The sequence below is a fragment of the Pseudomonas paraeruginosa genome (assembly GCF_003025345.2).
GTDB classification, from domain to species: Bacteria; Pseudomonadota; Gammaproteobacteria; order Pseudomonadales; family Pseudomonadaceae; genus Pseudomonas; species Pseudomonas paraeruginosa.
The window spans coordinates 3,971,295-3,987,751 of sequence record NZ_CP020560.1 but is presented as its reverse complement, the minus strand read 5'-3'; the positions used below and the strand labels follow the sequence as shown (position 1 = coordinate 3,987,751).

The 16,457-nt window shown below is 71.3% G+C and carries 14 protein-coding genes, 2 pseudogenes and 1 riboswitch; of the genes and pseudogenes, 8 read left to right on the top strand and 8 right to left on the bottom strand.

Annotated elements, in window-relative coordinates; translation table 11 throughout:
- Positions 1–61: 61 nt before the first annotated feature.
- Together B7D75_RS18860 and B7D75_RS18855 are read right to left on the bottom strand one after the other, a co-directional pair.
- A complete protein-coding gene (locus tag B7D75_RS18860; RefSeq protein ID WP_043101973.1) occupies positions 62–859 on the bottom strand; it encodes an AraC family transcriptional regulator in 798 nt (265 codons plus the stop codon).
- Positions 860–901: 42 nt separating this feature from the next.
- A complete protein-coding gene (locus B7D75_RS18855) occupies positions 902–2,344 on the bottom strand; it encodes an MFS transporter (RefSeq protein ID WP_043101976.1) in 1,443 nt (480 codons plus the stop codon).
- A gap of 38 nt (positions 2,345–2,382) precedes the next feature.
- Here B7D75_RS18855 and B7D75_RS18850 point away from each other — a divergent pair, with 38 nt between their 5' ends.
- The 3 genes and pseudogenes from B7D75_RS18850 to B7D75_RS30035 form a co-directional block, all read left to right on the top strand.
- Entirely contained in the window at positions 2,383–3,327 is a 945-nt protein-coding gene (locus tag B7D75_RS18850; RefSeq protein WP_079262193.1) for a helix-turn-helix transcriptional regulator, read from the top strand.
- Positions 3,328–3,331: 4 nt separating this feature from the next.
- A pseudogene (locus tag B7D75_RS30105) lies at positions 3,332–3,445 on the top strand (hypothetical protein); the annotation flags it as partial.
- Positions 3,446–3,540: 95 nt separating this feature from the next.
- A pseudogene (locus tag B7D75_RS30035) lies at positions 3,541–3,681 on the top strand (hypothetical protein); the annotation flags it as partial.
- A gap of 85 nt (positions 3,682–3,766) precedes the next feature.
- Here the strand turns inward: B7D75_RS30035 and B7D75_RS18835 are convergent.
- The gene (locus B7D75_RS18835; RefSeq protein ID WP_033999001.1) at positions 3,767–4,633 is read right to left on the bottom strand and encodes a LysR family transcriptional regulator; all 867 of its coding nucleotides are present in this window, start codon (positions 4,631–4,633) and stop codon (positions 3,767–3,769) included.
- Between the two features lie 99 nt (positions 4,634–4,732).
- Here B7D75_RS18835 and B7D75_RS18830 point away from each other — a divergent pair, with 99 nt between their 5' ends.
- On the top strand, positions 4,733–5,635 hold the full coding sequence (locus B7D75_RS18830) for a DMT family transporter (protein ID WP_033998879.1): 903 nt from the start codon (positions 4,733–4,735) through the stop codon (positions 5,633–5,635).
- Here B7D75_RS18830 and B7D75_RS18825 read toward each other — a convergent pair.
- From B7D75_RS18825 to B7D75_RS18805, 5 genes are all read right to left on the bottom strand, one after another.
- Positions 5,632–6,885 carry an NAD(P)/FAD-dependent oxidoreductase gene (locus B7D75_RS18825; RefSeq protein WP_034080002.1) on the bottom strand — a complete coding sequence of 418 codons (1,254 nt, stop codon included), beginning with the start codon at positions 6,883–6,885 and terminating at the stop codon, positions 5,632–5,634. The two genes, B7D75_RS18830 and B7D75_RS18825, sit on opposite strands and share 4 nt — an antisense overlap.
- The gene (locus B7D75_RS18820; RefSeq protein ID WP_058136151.1) at positions 6,882–7,118 is read right to left on the bottom strand and encodes a (2Fe-2S)-binding protein; all 237 of its coding nucleotides are present in this window, start codon (positions 7,116–7,118) and stop codon (positions 6,882–6,884) included. The genes B7D75_RS18825 and B7D75_RS18820 overlap by 4 nt, the downstream gene beginning before the upstream one ends.
- Positions 7,115–8,230: a D-hydroxyproline dehydrogenase subunit beta LhpB gene (lhpB, locus tag B7D75_RS18815; RefSeq protein WP_107114322.1), complete on the bottom strand. Its 1,116-nt coding sequence runs from the start codon at positions 8,228–8,230 to the stop codon at positions 7,115–7,117. The genes B7D75_RS18820 and lhpB overlap by 4 nt, the downstream gene beginning before the upstream one ends.
- On the bottom strand, positions 8,227–9,171 hold the full coding sequence (locus B7D75_RS18810; RefSeq protein WP_107114321.1) for a 4-hydroxyproline epimerase: 945 nt from the start codon (positions 9,169–9,171) through the stop codon (positions 8,227–8,229). Before B7D75_RS18810 ends, lhpB begins: the two co-directional genes overlap by 4 nt.
- A 115-nt stretch (positions 9,172–9,286) precedes the next feature.
- A complete protein-coding gene (locus tag B7D75_RS18805) occupies positions 9,287–9,955 on the bottom strand; it encodes a GntR family transcriptional regulator (protein ID WP_034079999.1) in 669 nt (222 codons plus the stop codon).
- A gap of 244 nt (positions 9,956–10,199) precedes the next feature.
- On the opposite strand from B7D75_RS18805, the gene B7D75_RS18800 reads away from it, so the two are divergent.
- From B7D75_RS18800 to B7D75_RS18785, 4 genes are all read left to right on the top strand, one after another.
- Complete coding sequence (locus B7D75_RS18800) at positions 10,200–12,239, top strand: FUSC family protein (protein WP_107114680.1); 2,040 nt, start codon at positions 10,200–10,202, stop codon at positions 12,237–12,239.
- A gap of 47 nt (positions 12,240–12,286) precedes the next feature.
- A riboswitch (cobalamin riboswitch) is annotated at positions 12,287–12,494 on the top strand.
- 96 nt (positions 12,495–12,590) lie between these two features.
- The gene (gene btuB / locus B7D75_RS18795; RefSeq protein ID WP_107114320.1) at positions 12,591–14,441 is read left to right on the top strand and encodes a TonB-dependent vitamin B12 receptor; all 1,851 of its coding nucleotides are present in this window, start codon (positions 12,591–12,593) and stop codon (positions 14,439–14,441) included.
- 64 nt (positions 14,442–14,505) lie between these two features.
- The gene (gene cobO, locus B7D75_RS18790; protein ID WP_053817490.1) at positions 14,506–15,117 is read left to right on the top strand and encodes a cob(I)yrinic acid a,c-diamide adenosyltransferase; all 612 of its coding nucleotides are present in this window, start codon (positions 14,506–14,508) and stop codon (positions 15,115–15,117) included.
- 31 nt (positions 15,118–15,148) lie between these two features.
- Positions 15,149–16,456: a cobyrinate a,c-diamide synthase gene (locus tag B7D75_RS18785; RefSeq protein ID WP_107114319.1), complete on the top strand. Its 1,308-nt coding sequence runs from the start codon at positions 15,149–15,151 to the stop codon at positions 16,454–16,456.
- Position 16,457: the final 1 nt, after the last annotated feature.

The following is a 16,457-nucleotide window of genomic DNA, read 5'->3' as shown; positions in this document are numbered from 1 at the left end:
GGCCGGCGGTGTTACAAAAGGGAGCAGGATTGCTACCGCCGCCCCGGGGCGGGGCGAGGCGTTACGCTTTTCGGGGCTGGCGATGGGTCTCGCGGTACTGGCTCGGCGAGAGTCCGGTGAGCGCCTTGAACTGGCGGCTGAAGGCGCTGTGGTCGGTGTAGCCGCAGCGCAGGGCGATCTCGGTGATCGGCGCGTCGCCGGCGAGCAGTTGCGAGGCGGCGCCGAGGCGCGCCTTGTGGATCATCTGCCGTGGGGTGAGCTGGAAGATGCGCTTGCAGTGACGCTCCAGTTGCGCCACCGAGAGCCCGGCGATGGCGGTGAGGTCGGCGAGGCTGAGCGGCTGGTCGTAGTGCTCGCGGATGTACGCATCCACCGCCGCCAGCCGGCCGTAGGCCGGGTGCGCCGACTGCGCCGCCGGCAGGTCGTGGGAGATGCCGGCCATACCGATGATCGCCCCGTCGGCGTCGCGCAGCGCCTGCTTGTGGGTCAGGCACCAGCCCGGCTGGCGACCGGGATAGAGGTGCAGCTCCAGCTGGTTCTCCAGCGCCGCGCCGCCGCGCAGCACGCGCCGGTCCTGTTCGGCATAGAGCGGACCGAGGCTGGAAGGGAAGACCTCGTCGGCGCTGCGGCCGAGCAGCTCGGCCTTGTCCTTCACGCCGCAGCGGCGCGCCAGGGTGCGGTTGACCAGTACATAGCGGGCGCGCTCGTCCTTGACGAAGAACACCACGCCGGGCATGGCGTCGAGCAGCGCTTCGACCTGGCGCAGGCTGGCCAGCAGGCTGGCGAGGTCGGCGGGGGGCGGGGCGGCGAGCAGATCGTGCATGGTGACGGACGCCTGGCTGGAGGGCCGCGCCAGCATACGGCGCGCCGGCGGCCGGGAACAGGGGCCTGGCCGCGCGCCTCAGTTGCCCGGCGAATCGCAGCGCAACGTCGTCGTGCGCACGTGGCGCAGGTAGAAGAGGACGGTGGCGCCGAGCAGTACCGACATCAGCGCGAACTCGCTGGCGAGGGTGGCCTGCGTCGCCTCCAGGTAGTCGCCGTGGCGTTCCAGGCTATGCGCGAACACCGCGCCGAGCAGCGCCGAGCCGAGGCCGAGGGAGGCCTGCTGGACGGTGGCGAGCATGGCGCTGCCGGCGCCGGCCTGGGCGGCCGGCACTTCCGAGAGGCCGATGCGGAAGAAGCTGCTGACGATGAACGCCTGGCCGAAGCCGATCACCAGGGTCGCCGGCGCCAGGTTGAGGATGCCCGGCTGCGGCCAGACCCGCTGCAGGGTCAGCATCAGGCCGAGCAGGCCGCACATCTGGATGACGCAGCCGAGCAGCAGCAGGCGTACCGGGCCGACCCGCGCCGCCACCCGGGCAGTGAGCAGCGCCGAGACGAAGTAGGAGGCGCCGAGGACGATGAAGGCGTTGCCGGCTTGCGCCGGCGAGAGACCGGCGCCGGCCTGCAGGGCCAGGGCGAGGGCGAACATGAAGCCGCTCCAGCAGGCGAAGAACAGGATCGCCAGCAACAGGCCGAAGCGGATGCTCGGCAGGCGCAGCAGCGACGGCGGCAGCAACGGCCAGGCCTGGCGGCGTTCCTGGCGCAGCTCGGTGCGCCACAGCCAGGCCAGCAGCGGCACCACCGCTGCCAGTAGCAGGGCGCAGGGCCAGGACCAGTGCAGCGATGGGCCGAGCGCCAGCGGCAGCAACAGGCAGAGGATCAGCGCGGCGAGCAGCAGGGTGCCCGGCGCATCGACGCGGGCGGCGTGCCCGGCGCGGGTCTCCGGGACCCAGCGGCGACTGCAGAGGAGGATGCCGAGGCAGATCGGCAGGTTGATCAGGAATACGCTGCGCCAGCCGAGGCCGCCGATGTCGGCGGTGACCAGCAAGCCGCCGAGCACCTGGCCGACGACGAAAGCCAGGCCGCCGATGGCGCCGTAGGCGGCCAGCGCGCGGGAATGCGCGTGGCCGCTGAGGCTGACATGCAGGGTGGCGAGGATCTGCGGCACGATCAGCGCCGCGCCGACGCCCTGCAGGGCGCGCGCCACCAGCAGCAGCCAGACCGAGCCGGCCAGCCCGCAGAGCAACGAGGCGACGGCGAACAGAGCGACGCCGAGATCGAACAGGCGCCGGCGGCCGAAGTTGTCGCCAAGCCGGCCGCCCATCGCCAGGCACACGGCGAAGGCCACGCCGTAGACGGCGACGATCAGTTCCAGTTCGGTTGCGCTGGCGCCGAGGGAGTGGGCGAGGGCGTCGAGGGCGACGTTGACGATGGAGAAATCGATCATCGGCAACAGTTGCCCCGCCAGCAGGATGCAGAGCCCGGCGAGGCCGAGCCGCGACGACGAGACGGCGCTGGGCATGGGCGGAGTCCTTGTGCGGAGGGGAGTGGGCTGGCAGCATGCGCTTCTGGCTAACCCGGTACCAGTTCTTGCTTATCCTGGTATTGGCGCTACCCGTCTGCCCTCCGGAGGACTTCGCCATGCCCCTCGATGCCCCTGCCAGCCACCCTGCGGAAAGCCCCGCGCAGCCGTCCCGCGCCGAACAGCTGGGGGCCTTCCTGCGCCGCCGGCGGGAAAGTATCGAGCCGCAGCGGGTCGGCATTTCCCGCCTCGGCCGCCGGCGCACGCCGGGCCTGCGTCGCGAGGAGGTGGCGCAGCTCGCCGGGGTCGGCGTGACCTGGTACACCTGGCTGGAGCAGGGCCGCGCGGTACGCGCCTCGGAGCAGGTGATCGGCGCCATCGCCCGCGCCCTGCTGTGCAACGAGACGGAAACCCACCACCTGTTCAATCTCGCCGGGCTGGCCGCGCCGACCTCGGCGCGGCGGGCGGTCTGCGAGAAACCCTCGGCCGCCACCCAGGCCATCCTCGACGCCCTCGACCCGTTGCCGGCCATGGTGCAGAACGCCCGTTTCGACATCCGCGGCTACAACCGCGCCTATTGCCGGCTGGTGGGTATCGACCTGGCGGAGATCCCCGAGGAAGACCGCAACTGCATCTACCTGGCGCTGACCCATGCGCGCTGGCGCGCCTGCATGGCCAACCGCGAGGAGGCCTTGCCGCGGATGGTCGGCTTCTTCCGCGCGGCGATGGTCGAGCGCATGGGCGATCCGTTGTGGGAGCGGCAATTGCAGCGCTACCTGGACGTCTCGGCGGAGTTCCGCGAAATCTGGCTGCGCAACGAAGTGATGGGCATCGAGAACCAGCTCAAGCGCTTCCGCCATCCGGCCTGCGGCGAATTCGACCTGCAGCAGACCAACTGGTGGTCGGCGCCGAAGAACGGCGACCGCCTGCTGGTCTACGTGCCGCTCGACGACCACGCCCGCGACTGCCTGGGCCGGTTGTGAAGCGTTGCCATGTCGCGTAGCCAGCGCCTGCGGGCATTACTGCAGATCCTCCGTCGGCACCGCCAATGTCCTGGCCGGCGAGCTGGGGGTCAGCCTGGGCACCCTCTACCGCGACATCGTCACCCTGCAACGACAGGGTGTGTACATCGAGGGCGGCGCCGGGCTCGGCTACCTGCTGCGTCCAGGGTTCGAACTGCCGCCGCTGATGTTTCCCTGGAGGAGGTCGAAGCCCTGGCGCCGGCGAGCGCGCTGCCCGGCGGCGGCGAACCGTGCTTCCAGGTGGACAGCGACGAGGAGGTCCGGCGCCTGCACCGGTTCTGGCGCGAAGAGGGTATGGAGATCGTCCAGGCGCCGCAGTCCATGGACTGCGGCTACACCTTTTGCGGCCTCGATCCGGACGGCCACCGCCTGCGGGTCTATCGCCTGGCGCTGTGGCGGCTCAGAGCCGGAAGTCCTCGGCGATCAGCTCGCCGAGGCGCTCCAGCGCCGGTGATCGGTCTCCCGGGGCGAAGGCCAGGCGAATGCGGTGGGCGGGCAGTTCGGCGAAGCCCTCCGCCGGCCCCAGCACGCGCATCGTCGTGCCGACCCGCGCACGGTCGATCACGCCGATCGCCAGGCCGCCTTCGATGGCCGCTTCCAGCGCCGCCGCGCCGGGACTGCTGACCACAGTGCGCCAGCGCCGGCCCGCCGCGCCGAGGGCTTCCAGCAGCGCCTGCCGATAGGGACAGCCATGGCCGTGTAGGGCCAACGGCAGCGGACGTTGCGGATCGATCCGCAGGCCGTGGCCGGCGACCCACACCGGCTGGGTGCCGCCGATCTCGCGGGAATGCCCGTCGTACGGGGTTTCGTCTTGCGCCTGCACCAGCAGGGCGAGATCCAGCTGGCCGCGCCGCAGGCGCCCGGCCAACCGTCCGCTGGCGTCGGTGAGCACTTCCAGCTCCAGTGCCGGCAGTTCCGCGCCGAGGCGCGGCAGGAGGCGAGCGAGCAGCTTGCCGGCGTACTCCTCGGAAATGCCGAAGCGCACTCGCAGCGGCTCTTCCCGTCTGCGCAACCCGGCGAGCACGCGGTCGTGGGTTTCCAGCAGCTCGGCGGTCTGGCGCTGGAAGCGCTGCCCCAGCGGGGTCAGCCGCACCGACTGGTTGTCGCGCTCGAACAACCGGCCGCCGGCCAGTTCCTCCAGACGCCGGACGTGGGTGCTCACCGCCGAGGGGCTGCGGTTGAGATGGCTGGCGGCGGCGAGGAAGCGGCCGAAGCGCAGGATGGCATGGAAGGTACGCAGCAGCTCGATGTCCAGGGTGGCGCTCATGGTTTCGATTTCCTGCATGACTGGTGCAGATAGTTTCGTTTGATGGTAGCGGCAGTGGGCGCCTAGCCTCGATTCGTACCTGACCGACGGAGCCGAGCGATGCGCGCGACCACCTCTACCCCGCGAGCGATGCCCGCGGCGACCCGCCTGCTGGCCGTGCAACTGGGCATGGTACTGGCCTGGAGCTCCGGCTTCGTCGGCTACCGCTATGCCATGGAGCAGGCGCCGGTGTTCCTCACCAGCTTCTGGCGCTTCGCCGCCTGCCTGGCGTTGCTGCTGCCCTTCGCCTGGGCCGGGCTGCGCCGGTTGTCGGCGCGCCAGTGGCGACGCCAGGCGCTGATCGGGGCGCTGGCCTACGCGGGCTACATCGCGCCGATCGCCAAGGCCATCGAACTCGGCGTCTCGCCGGGCGTGGCGGCGCTGATGGCCGACCTGTTGCCGCTGCTGGTGGCCTTGCTGGCGCTGGTCCTGCCGGGGCAACGAACGCGGCCGGGGCAGTGGCCGGGGATCGCTCTGGGCGTCGCCGGGGTGCTCTGGGCCGGGCATGCGGCGCTGGCGCTGGGGCGGGCACCGGGCTGGGCCTACGGCCTGCCGCTGCTGGGCATGCTGGCGCTGGCCCTGGCCACCCTGTTGCAGAAGCGCTGGGACGACGCGCCGGGATCGCTGGCCGCGGTGCTGTTCGTGCAGATCGGCGCCGCGCTGCCGGCCTTCGCCGGCCTGGCGCTGGCGGAGGGTAGCCTGCGGCCGCCGCTGTCCGGAGAGTTCCTGTTCGGGCTCGCCTGGCTGGTGCTGCTGCCCACCTTCGGCGGCTACGGCCTGTACTGGCTGGGTCTGCGCCATCTTTCCGCGCAGGGTGGCAGCGCGGCGCTGTACCTGAGTCCGGCGCTGACCCTGCTATGGGCGCACTGGATGTTCGCCGAGCCGCTGACACCCATGCTGCTGGGTGGCCTGCTGCTGTCGCTGGCCGGCCTCGGCTGGTTGTATCGCGCCGAGCGTCGCTAGCCTGCGTCGCCCTGCCAGCGGGCCAGGGTCTCCAGGCGCGCCGGGCTGAACGGCGGACGCGGCGCCGGAGGCGTCCAGCCGAACAGGAATTGCGCGGCGGCGCCGCATATCCGCCCCTGGCAGGCGCCCATGCCGCAACGGCTGTGCAGCTTGGCCTCGGTCCAGCCGGCATGCCCGGCCAGCGCGGCGAAGGGCACGTCTTCGCAACGGCAGACCAGGGTATTCGCCTCCGCCAGTTCGCGCAGTTCGGCACGCAGGGCGAAGTGTCGCGCCAGGGTGTCGGCGAAGCCCTGCCAGCGTCGCCGTAGAGGCCACAGGCGGCGGGCCGCGTCGCGCTCGTCGACGGCAGCATGGCCGGCGATGGCGCCTTCCGCCAGGGCCAGTTCGCTGCCGCCGAAGCCGGTGCATTCGCCGGCGGCGTAGTGGTCGGGCAGGCTGCCGGCCTGCCATTCGTCGACGGCGAGCGCCTGGCCGTCGAGGCGATAGCCCAGGGCCTGGCCGAGTTGCACGTTGGGCACCAGGCCGAAGCCGCAGGCCAGGCGTTCGCAGGCGAGTTCGCGGACCCGGCCGCCTTCGCGCAGGCGCACGGCTTCCAGGCGCTCCTCGCCGAGGGCGGCCAGCACGTAGCTGTCGGCGCGGTAGCTGCGCGCGAACAGGCGGGCGGCCTGCCACAGCTTGCCGGGCCAGCGCGGCAGGTGCGCGGCGAAGGCGGCCAGGGTACTCGCCGGGGCCTGCTCGGCGATACGCAGCAGGCGCGCCCCGCACTGGCTGGCGCTGGCGGCGCTGGCCAGCAGCAGCGGGCCGGAGCCGGCCACCACCAGGCGCTGGCCGGCCAGCGGCAGGCCGCCCTTGGCCAGCGCCTGCAGGCCGCCGGCGCCGGTGACGCCGGGTAGCGTCCAGCCGGGAAACGGCAGCAGCAGCTCGCGGGCGCCGGTACAGAGGACCAGGCGTCGGTAGCTGACCTGCCAGCCGCGTTGCGGGTCTTCCAGCAACAGGCGCCTGCCGGGACCGCAGGCGACCACCCGGGTCGCCGCGAAGTGCTCGACGTTGACGTACCCGGCCAGGCGTCGGCGCATCTCACGGGCATGCGGCGGCAGGCTGGCGCGCGGGCCGTCACGCCAGATCTGTCCGCCGGCGGCCGGGTTGTCGTCGACCAGGGCGATGCGCGCGCCGCTCGGCGCGGCGGCCAGCGCAGCGGCCAGGCCGGCGGGGCCGGCGCCGACGATCAGCAGGTCGTAGTCGACGCTCATGCCCGGGTCTCCACGCGCATGCCGGCTCGGCAGAGGGTCTGGCAGGCCAGGCGTCGCCGGCCGTCGATCAATACCCGGCATTCCTGGCATGCGCCCATGCCGCAGAACGGCGCGCGCCGCCCGCCGTTGACGGAACGGCGGCTGCCGCCGTCGCCGCCGAGGGCCAGCGCGGCGGCCACGCTGGTGCCCTCGGCGACTCGCAGCGGACGCTGGTCGATGAGCAATTCGATCATGGACGAAGCCCCCCGGGGCTGGAGAGGAAGCGTTGCGGCAGGTAGGGCACGGGATCCAGCGGCGGCGCGTCGCCGCACAGCTGGGCGGCGAGCAGGCGCGCGCTGCCGGGCGCGGTGGTCACGCCCAGGCCCTCATGGCCGACCGCCAGCCACAGGCCCGGCTGCGCCGGGTGCTCGCCGAGCAGCGGCAGGCCGTCCGGAGTGGCGGCGCGGAAGCCGGTCCAGGCACGGATCGCATTGAGGCCGGCGAGCCCCGGCAGGTAGTCCAGGACACGCCGCAGCATGCGCGCCAGCACCGGGCCTTCCACCTGCGGATCGAGCGTGTCGAACTGCCGCGAGGAGCCGAGGAACACCTGGCCGGTGGGGCGCGGCTGGGCGTTGAAGGCTACCGAGGTACCGCTGCTGGCGTGGGCGCTGCTGACATAGCCGAGTTCCACCAGTTGATGGCGGAGGGAGCCGGGATAGCGGTCGGTGATCAGCAGGTGGCCTTTCTTCGGGCGGATCGGCAGCTCCGCGCACAGCTCTCCGGCGTGGATGCCGTTGGCCAGTACCAGCGCCTCGGCGCTCAGCCAGCGGCCGTCGGCCAGGCGCAGGCGGCTGCCGTCCACTTCGCTGACCTCGGCGTGCAACCGGCGCAGGCGCGGGCCGGCTCGTTCGAGCAGCCAGCGCGCCGCGTTGGGCGCGTAGAGGATGCCGTCGCCCGGCACCTTCAGGGCGCCGGCGAGGCCTGGCCGCAAGGCCGGTTCCACGGCTTGCAGGCGCGCGGCGTCGAGCATCTCGCAGGCGACGCCGGCGGCCAGCAGAGCCTGGCGCTTGCGCTCGGCCTCGGCGAGTTCGGCGCCGTCGGCGGCCAGCCACAGGGTGCCGCAGCCGCGATAGGCGCAATCCTCCGGCATTTCCGCCGCCCAGGCGCGCCAGGCCTGGATCGAGTGGTCGCTGAGGGCCAGCTCGGCCGGGTTGTCGTCCATCGCCACCAGGTGGCCCATGCCTGCCGCGGTGGCGCCGCCGCGCTGGCAGTCGACCACCAGCACGTCGAGACCGCGGCGCGCCAGCTCCTCGGCGCAGGCGGCGCCGACGATGCCGGCGCCGACCACGATGGCCTCGGCGTTCACCGGCGGATGCCCCAGGCGAACGGATCGTCGTCTTCCAGCAGCAGGGTGGCTTCCGCGCTGACGTGGGCGCGGCCGCGGATGGTCGGCACGATGCGCCCGCCGGGCCGGCCGTCGAGCCATTCGTAACGCCCCTCGAACTGGCTGCCGATCACGCTCGCCTGGCGCCACGGCTGGCCGGGCAGCAGCTTGCCGTCGGCGGCCAGGCAGGCCAGCTTGGCGCTGGTGCCGGTGCCGCAGGGCGAGCGGTCGTAGGCCTGGCCGGGACAGAGCACGAAGTTGCGGCTGTCGGCGTGGGGATCGTCGGCGAACAGTTCGATGTGGTCGATGGCGCCGCCGTCCTCGCCGCGGATGTCCTGGTCTTCCAGCGCCTGCTGGACGGCGACGGCATAGGCGGTGAGGGCGTCGAGGTTGTCGCCGGCGATGCGCTGGGCGTGTCCGGCGACCAGGAAGAACCAGTTGCCGCCCCAGGCGATGTCGCCGACGACCCGGCCGATGCCGGGCACCTGGACGGCGACCGCGCGCCGGTATTGGTAGGCCGGCACGTTGCGCACGCTGACCGAGCCGTCCTCGTGAAGGGTCGCCTCGACCTCGCCGACCGGCGTCTCGATGCGGTGCGCGCCGGGACCGATCCGCCCGAGGTGCGCCAGCGAGGCGACCAGGCCGATGGTGCCGTGGCCGCACATGCCGAGGTAGCCACTGTTGTTGAAGAAGATCACCCCGGCACAGGCTTTGGGGTCGACCGGCTCGCAGAGCAGGGCGCCGACCAGCACGTCGCTGCCGCGCGGTTCGAGGATGCAGGCGGTGCGCCAGGCGTCGTGGCGCTCGCCGAGCAGGCGCCGGCGCTCGGCCATGTCGCCGTGGCCGAGATCGGGAAAGCCGGCGATGACCAGGCGGGTGGGCTCGCCACCGGTATGCGAATCGATGATGCGGATGCGTTGCATGGTGGCGGTCGCCTGTGCCGGGGGAATGCGACACAGGGTGGCGTTTCGGCGGGACGGGGCGCTTGAGGATTTTCGTTCAGGCAGATGACGAAAACGGCATAACCGGATGGTCCGTTCAGGTGCTGGCGGGGCGGTTCGGCAGGTGTTCGTAGAGGGTCCGGCAGACCCCGACGATATGCTCCTCGATCAGCGCCGCGGCCCGCTCGGCATCGCCGGCGCGGCAGGCGGCGACGATCTCGCGGTGTTCGCGGTCGGCGCGTTGCTTGCCTTCGGACAGGCTCATCTGCATGCGCAGGTAGCGCTCCAGCTTGTCGTGGATGGAGCGGATCAGGTTGACCAGGAACGGCCGCTGCGCCGGCTCGTAGAGACAGGCGTGCAGTTGCCAGTTGAGTTCGGCCCAGCGGCCGACGTTGTCCTCGCCGACGAAGTCGGCGCAGATCGCCTCGGCGCGGGCGAAGGTGGCCTCGTCCATGTTCGGCACCGCCAGGCGGATCGCCTGTGCCTCGAGCAGCACCCGCACTTCGAACATCTGCGCCAGTTCCGGTTCGGAAATGCGCGTCACCACCGCGCCCTTGTTGCGCTGGAACAGCACCAGGCCTTCCGCCTCCAGGCGCTTGAGGGCCTCGCGGACGGGAATCTTGCTGACATTGAAGAGTTGCGCGATGTCGTCCTGGCGGATCGGTTCGTCCTCGGCGAAATGCCCGGCGATGATCGCTTCGCGCAGGTGCTTGGCGATGATCTCGGAGGCCGAGGGGGCGATGCCCAGGTTAGGGGCGTTGAGCATGGAGAGAGGCAAGCGGGACAACCTGCATGGCATGGGATACGTGCGGGATATTGTATACGAACGCTTGGCGCGTGCCGCTGCCGGTTGGCGCCTTCTGCGCAGGCGTGTTGGTCGGCCCCAGTGGGCCTCCGTGGCGCATGTTTCGCAGGGCGAAACGCTCTTCCGGAAAGTTCGCGGAGAGGCTGGACAATAGAAAATTAGCTTGCTAATAATTCGCTCGCTCATGTATTTCGGGGCGTCCGCGATGGCCAAGCCTTCTTTCCTTTCCTCCGACCTGGTCCAGGTGCTGCTGTGGCCGCGCCTGCACGAACTGCAGTTCGCGGTGAAGGCCCTGCTGGCCGGCGGGTTGGCCCTGTACCTGGCCTTCAGCCTGGAACTGGAGCAGCCGCAATGGGCGCTGATGACCGTGTTCGTGGTCAGCCAGCCTTATAGCGGCATGGTCCTGGCCAAGGGCATGTTCCGCCTGATCGGCACCTGCGCCGGTGCGCTGGTGTCGATCGGCATGGTCGCGCTCTATGGCCAGGCGTCGCTGCCGTTCCTCCTGCTGATGGCGCTCTGGCTGGCGTTCTGCACCGCTGGCGCGTCGCTGCTGCACAACCATGCTTCCTACGGTTTCGTCCTGGCCGGCTACACCGCGGCGATCGTCGCCCTGCCGGCCAGCGCCGATCCGGCGACGGTGTTCGACCAGGCGGTGGCGCGCTGTTCGGAGATCGGCCTGGGGATCCTCTGCGCGGCGCTGGTGAGCATCCTGCTCTGGCCACGGCGCCTGGAGCAGCAATTGGCGACCCAGGGCAAGGCGGCCTGGGAGGCCGGCCTGCAGGCGGGCGCGGCGGAGCTGCGCGGCGCCAGCGAACGCGGCGAACTGCTCGCGGCGCTGGGGCGGATCGCCGCGGCGGATGCCCAGCGCGACCATGCCTGGTTCGAAGGCGCGCTGGGTCGCGCCCGTTCCCAGGCCCTGCGCGTGCTCGGCCTCGACCTGCTCGGCCTGCTGCGCGCGGCGCGCAAGGTGGCGCGCGAGCGGAGGCTGCTCGATCCGGCCAGCGCGCATGCGTTGCAGCCCTGGCTGGAGGAGGTGGAGACGCTGCTGCGCGAGGGCCGCCGGGGCGAGTTCGAGAGTTGCCGGCGGCGCCTGCACGCCGTGCTGGACCTCGCGCACGGGCAACTGCACCTGTGCCTGGTCTGCCTCGAACGCTTGCTGGCCGAGGCGGGGGAGGCCGGGCGCAGCGTCGAGGCGCTGGTCTATGGCGAACCCACGCGCCAGGCGCCGGGCGCCATCGCCTGGCATCGGGACATCGAGCGCGGCGTGCTGTTCGGCCTGCGCAGCGCCCTGGCGTTCCTCTGCGTGGCCGCCTTCTGGCTGGCCAGCGCCTGGCCGAGCGGGTTGGGCGCGGTGTCGATCACCGGGGTGGTGCTGAGTCTCTTCGCCAGCCGCGACAACCCGGCCCAGGCTGGCCTCAACTTCCTGCGCGGGATCCTCCTGTCGATCCCGCTGGCCGGTTTCGTCGCGCTGTTCTACCTGCCCGGCGTCGACGGCTTCCCGCTGCTCTGCCTGGGCCTGGGCGTGCCGCTGTTCTTCGCCGCGCTGTGCGTGAACCGGGCGAGCCTGGCCGGGATCGCCTCGCCGTTCTGCATCTTCTTCGTGAAGAACGTCGCGCCGAGCAACAGCATGAGCTACGACCTCGCGCACTTCCTCAACAACGCCCTGTCGACGGTGCTCGGCGTGGCCTTCGCCGTGCTGGTGTTCAACCTGGTCAGCCTGCGGCCGGGCGAGCGCCATTACCGGCGCATGCTGCAGGCGACCCTCGGCGACCTGGCGCGGCTCACCCTGCGTTCGCCGGCGCAGGCCGAGGCCTGGTTCGGCGGGCGCACCGCCGATCGCCTGATCCGCCTGGCACAGCGCTACGACCGTTTGCCGGAGGGGCGCCGCCAGCCCTGGTCGGACGGCCTGATGGGACTCGATTTCGGCGACGAGCTGCTCTATCTGCGGCAATGCCTGGAGCAGGTCCCGGCGCCGCTGGCCGAGGCCCGCGACCGCTACCTGCGGCGCCTGCGCCTGGCGCTGCTGCGCGACGGCCCGCGGGCCGACCGCGAGCATGCCCTCGACCCGCCGACCGCGCGCCTGCTCAAGGCCCTGGCCGCCAGCCCGCTGGCCGGCAGCGAACGCGGCGAGCTGGCCGGCGCCGCGCTGGTGCAGTTGCAGGTCACCTGGCGACAGTGGTGCCGCAGCCATGCCCCGGCCGGGACGGCGCTGCGCGCGGACCCGCTCCCCGGAGCGGGGCGCTAGTTCTGCGGTGGCCGCCCACATTGACCGCGCAAGCCCCGAGCCACTAAGCTGCGCGCCTTGCGACAGGTGCCCCGCAAGGGGTGAAACAGGGAAGCTGGTGCGTTCCGTCGGAACCAGGCCAGCGCTGCCCCCGCAACGGTAGGCGAATCAGACAGCCGCTTCATGACCACTGTGCTCCGGCATGGGAAGGCGCGGCTGGAAGCGTCCAGCGCTTCGCTCGCGAGCCCGGAGACCGGCCTGACGCACCCACGGCATCGCGGAGGGCGCTGTCGGACGTCTCCTGCCGTCGCTTCGTCCTCCGTCTGCCTCAACCCAGGTCGCGCGGGTGAGAGCGACGGAGCAGCGCAGAGCATGAACAGAGTTTTCCTGACCCCGGCAGCCGTGGCGCTGTGCGGCGCGTCTTCCCTGAGCCTGGCCGAGCCGGTCAGCCTCGACGACCAGGTGGTGACCGCCACCCGTACCGCCCGGACCGCCGCCCAGAGCCTGGCGGCGGTGAGCGTCATCGACCGCGCCGAGATCGAGCGCAGCCAGGCGCGCAGCGTGCCGGAGCTGTTGCGCCAGGTACCCGGCGTGTCGCTGGCGAACAACGGCGGTTTCGGCAAGAACACCACGCTGTTCCTGCGCGGCACCGAGTCCGACCATGTGCTGGTGCTGATCGACGGCATCAAGGTCGGCTCGGCCAGCGCCGGCCTCACCGCGTTCCAGGATTTGCCGGTGGAGCTGATCGAGCGCATCGAGGTGGTGCGCGGGCCGCGTTCCAGCCTGTACGGCTCGGAGGCCATCGGCGGGGTGATCCAGATCTTCACCCGGCGCGGCGACGGGCAGGGCGCCAAGCCGTTCTTCTCCGCCGGCTACGGCACCCATCACACCCTGGAGGGCAGCGCCGGGGTCAGCGGCGGCGCTGGCAACGGCTGGTACAGCCTCGGGGTGAGCAGCTTCGATACGGCGGGCATCAATACCAAGCGCGCCGGTACCGGGGGCGATGAGCCTGACCGCGACGGCTACCGCAACCTGTCCGGCAACCTGCGCGGCGGCTATCGCTTCGACAACGGCCTGGAGCTCGACGGTACCCTGCTCAGGGCCAAGTCGCACAACGACTATGACCAGGTCTTCGGCAATTCCGGTTTCAATGCCAACGCCGACGGCGAGCAGAACCTGGTTGGCGGCCGCGCCCGCTTCACTCCGCTCGATCCCTGGCTGGTGACCCTCCAGGCCGGGCGCAGCGAGGACAAGGCCGATGCCTATCAGGATGGCCGTTTCTACTCGCGTTTCGATACCCGTCGCGACAGCCTGTCCTGGCAGAACGACCTGACCCTGGCCGAAGGCCATGTGCTGACCCTCGGCTACGACTGGCAGAAGGACGAGATCGGCAGCAGCGAAGCCTTCAGCGTCGACTCGCGGCTGAACAAGGGCTGGTTCGCCCAGTACCTCGGCCAGCACGGCCGCCAGGACTGGCAACTGAGCCTGCGCCGCGACGACAACCAGCAGTTCGGCGTGCACGACACCGGCAGCGCCGCCTGGGGCTACGCGCTGAGCGACGCGCTGCGCTTCACCGTCAGCTACGGCACGGCGTTCAAGGCGCCGACCTTCAACGAACTCTACTACCCCGACTACGGCAATCCCGACCTGGACGCCGAGACCTCGCGCAGCCTGGAGGTCGGCCTCAGCGGTACGCACGCGTGGGGACACTGGGCGGTGAATGCCTACCGCACCGACGTCGACGACCTGATCGGCAACGATCCACGCCCGGCGCCGGGGCGCCCCTGGGGGCAGCCGAACAACATCGACCAAGCGCGCATCCGCGGCGTCGAACTGGTCCTCGGCAGTCAGTGGCTGGGCTGGGACTGGAACGCCAACGCGACCTTCCTCGACCCGCAAAACCGTTCCGGCGGCGTCAACGACGGCAACGAGCTGCCGCGCCGGGCGCGGCGGATGTTCAACCTGGAGCTGGACCGGCGCTTCGAGCGTCTTTCGCTGGGCGCCAGCGTGCATGCCGAAGGCCGACGCTATGATGATCCGACCAACAAGGTGCGCCTGGGCGGCTACGCCACCCTCGACCTGCGCAGCGAGTACCGGCTGAACGACGAATGGCGCCTGCAGGGCCGGATCGCCAACCTGTTCGGTGCCGACTACGAAACCGCCTATGGCTACAACCAGCCCGGCCAGGCGGTCTATCTCAGCGTGCGCTACCAGGCCCTGTGAGGCCCGGTATTTCGAATCAACGAGGCGGCGGGCGAGATCCCGTCGCCGCAAGGAGTGATCGACGATGAACGAATCCCCCGAGAAGGACCAGCGCCACCGCGAGCGGATGGAGCGCAAGAAGGCCGTGGTCGACGAGAAGATCGCCCAGGCCCGCGACGAACGCGGCGTGCTCCTGGTGCATAGCGGCAACGGCAAGGGCAAGAGCAGCTCGGCCTTCGGCATGGTCGCGCGGGCCCTGGGCCATGGCATGAAGGTCGGGGTGGTGCAGTTCATCAAGGGCGCCGCCACCACCGGCGAGGAGGCCTTCTTCCGACGCTTCCCCGAGGAAGTCAGCTACCACGTGATGGGCGAGGGTTTCACCTGGGAGACCCAGGACCGCCAGCGCGACATCGCCAAGGCCGAGGAAGCCTGGAAGGTCGCCGCGCAACTGCTGGCCGACCCGGCCATCGGCCTGGTGGTGCTGGACGAACTGAACATCGCCCTCAAGCACGGCTACCTGGCGCTGGACAGGGTCCTGGCCGACATCCAGGCGCGCCCGGCCATGCAGCATGTGGTGGTGACCGGGCGCGGCGCGCAGCCGGGGATGATCGAGGCCGCCGACACGGTGACCGAGATGGGCCTGGTCAAGCACGCGTTCAAGGCCGGGATCAAGGCGCAGAAGGGAGTGGAATTCTGATGCCGGCGTCGTGCGCGGGGGCGTTCCATCCATGACCCAGGTACGCTGTCCGGCCCTGCTGGTCGCCGCTCCGGCCTCCGGCCAGGGCAAGACCACCGTGACCGCCGCCCTGGCCCGCCTGCATGCGCGCCAGGGGCGGCGGGTGCGGGTGTTCAAGTGCGGGCCGGACTTCCTCGACCCGATGATCCTCGCCCGCGCCTCCGGTGCGCCGGTCTACCAGCTCGACCTGTGGATGGTCGGCGAGGCCGAAGCGCGACGCCTGCTGGCCCAGGCCGCCGGCGAGGCCGAGCTGATCCTCATCGAAGGGGTGATGGGCCTTTTCGATGGCAACCCCTCGGCGGCCGACCTGGCGCGACGCTTCGACGTGCCGGTGCTGGGGGTGATCAACGGCGCGGCGATGGCCCAGACCTTCGGTGCGCTGGCCTACGGCCTGGCGCATTTCCAGCCGGACCTGCCGTTCTCCGGGGTGCTCGGCAACCGCGTCGGCAGCCAGCGCCACAGCGACATCCTGCGCGATTGCCTGCCGCCCGGCATGCGCTGGTTCGGCGGTCTGCCGCGCTCGGCCGAATTCGAACTGCCGAGCCGCCACCTGGGCCTGGTCCAGGCCGAGGAACTGGCCGATCTCGATGCGCGCCTGGACGCCGCCGCCGACGCCTTGCGGGCCAGCGCCGAGACCGACCTGCCGGAACCGGTGACCTTCGAGGTGCCCGCCCCCGCGACGCTGCAACGCAGCCTGGAGGGCGTGCGCATCGGTGTGGCCCGCGACGCCTCGTTCGCCTTCCTCTACCAGGCCAATCTCGACCTGCTGCGCGAGCTCGGCGCCGAACTGCTGTTCTTCTCGCCGCTGCAGGACCAGGCGCTGCCCGCCGTGGACAGCCTGTACCTGCCAGGTGGCTATCCCGAACTGCACCTGGGGCGCCTGCAGGACAATCGCGCCATGGCCGAGGCGATCCGTGCCCACCATGCGGCCGGCAAACCGCTGCTGGCCGAGTGCGGCGGCATGCTCTACCTGCTCGACTGCCTGGAAGACGCCGACGGCGAGCGCGGCGAACTGCTCGGCCTGCTGCCGGGCCGGGCGCGCCTGCAGAAGCGCCTGACCGCGCTGGCCCTGCAGGAGGTCGAACTGCCGGAAGGGCGCCTGCGCGGGCATACCTTCCATCACTCGACCCTCGACTGCGCCGTCGAGCCCCTGGCCCGTGGCGTCTGCCCGAACGGCCGGAGCACGGCGGAGGCGGTGTACCGCCTGGGCCGGCTGACGGCTTCCTATATCCATTTCTACCTGCCTTCCAACCCGCAGGCCGCCGCCGCGTTGCTGGCGCCTGCGCGAGACGCCGACTGAC

What these genes read in the sequence shown, in the direction of transcription:
- B7D75_RS18860 (WP_043101973.1), bottom strand. Translation starts at nt 859, where the DNA reads ATGCTGGCGCGGCCCTCCAGCCAGGCGTCCGTCACCATGCACGATCTG.
- B7D75_RS18855 (WP_043101976.1), bottom strand. Translation starts at nt 2,344, where the DNA reads ATGCCCAGCGCCGTCTCGTCGTCGCGGCTCGGCCTCGCCGGGCTCTGC.
- B7D75_RS18850 (WP_079262193.1), top strand. Translation starts at nt 2,383, where the DNA reads ATGCGCTTCTGGCTAACCCGGTACCAGTTCTTGCTTATCCTGGTATTG.
- B7D75_RS18835 (WP_033999001.1), bottom strand. Translation starts at nt 4,633, where the DNA reads ATGAGCGCCACCCTGGACATCGAGCTGCTGCGTACCTTCCATGCCATC.
- B7D75_RS18830 (WP_033998879.1), top strand. Translation starts at nt 4,733, where the DNA reads ATGCGCGCGACCACCTCTACCCCGCGAGCGATGCCCGCGGCGACCCGC.
- B7D75_RS18825 (WP_034080002.1), bottom strand. Translation starts at nt 6,885, where the DNA reads ATGAGCGTCGACTACGACCTGCTGATCGTCGGCGCCGGCCCCGCCGGC.
- B7D75_RS18820 (WP_058136151.1), bottom strand. Translation starts at nt 7,118, where the DNA reads ATGATCGAATTGCTCATCGACCAGCGTCCGCTGCGAGTCGCCGAGGGC.
- B7D75_RS18810 (WP_107114321.1), bottom strand. Translation starts at nt 9,171, where the DNA reads ATGCAACGCATCCGCATCATCGATTCGCATACCGGTGGCGAGCCCACC.
- B7D75_RS18805 (WP_034079999.1), bottom strand. Translation starts at nt 9,955, where the DNA reads ATGCTCAACGCCCCTAACCTGGGCATCGCCCCCTCGGCCTCCGAGATC.
- B7D75_RS18800 (WP_107114680.1), top strand. Translation starts at nt 10,200, where the DNA reads ATGGCCAAGCCTTCTTTCCTTTCCTCCGACCTGGTCCAGGTGCTGCTG.
- btuB (WP_107114320.1), top strand. Translation starts at nt 12,591, where the DNA reads ATGAACAGAGTTTTCCTGACCCCGGCAGCCGTGGCGCTGTGCGGCGCG.
- cobO (WP_053817490.1), top strand. Translation starts at nt 14,506, where the DNA reads ATGAACGAATCCCCCGAGAAGGACCAGCGCCACCGCGAGCGGATGGAG.
- B7D75_RS18785 (WP_107114319.1), top strand. Translation starts at nt 15,149, where the DNA reads ATGACCCAGGTACGCTGTCCGGCCCTGCTGGTCGCCGCTCCGGCCTCC.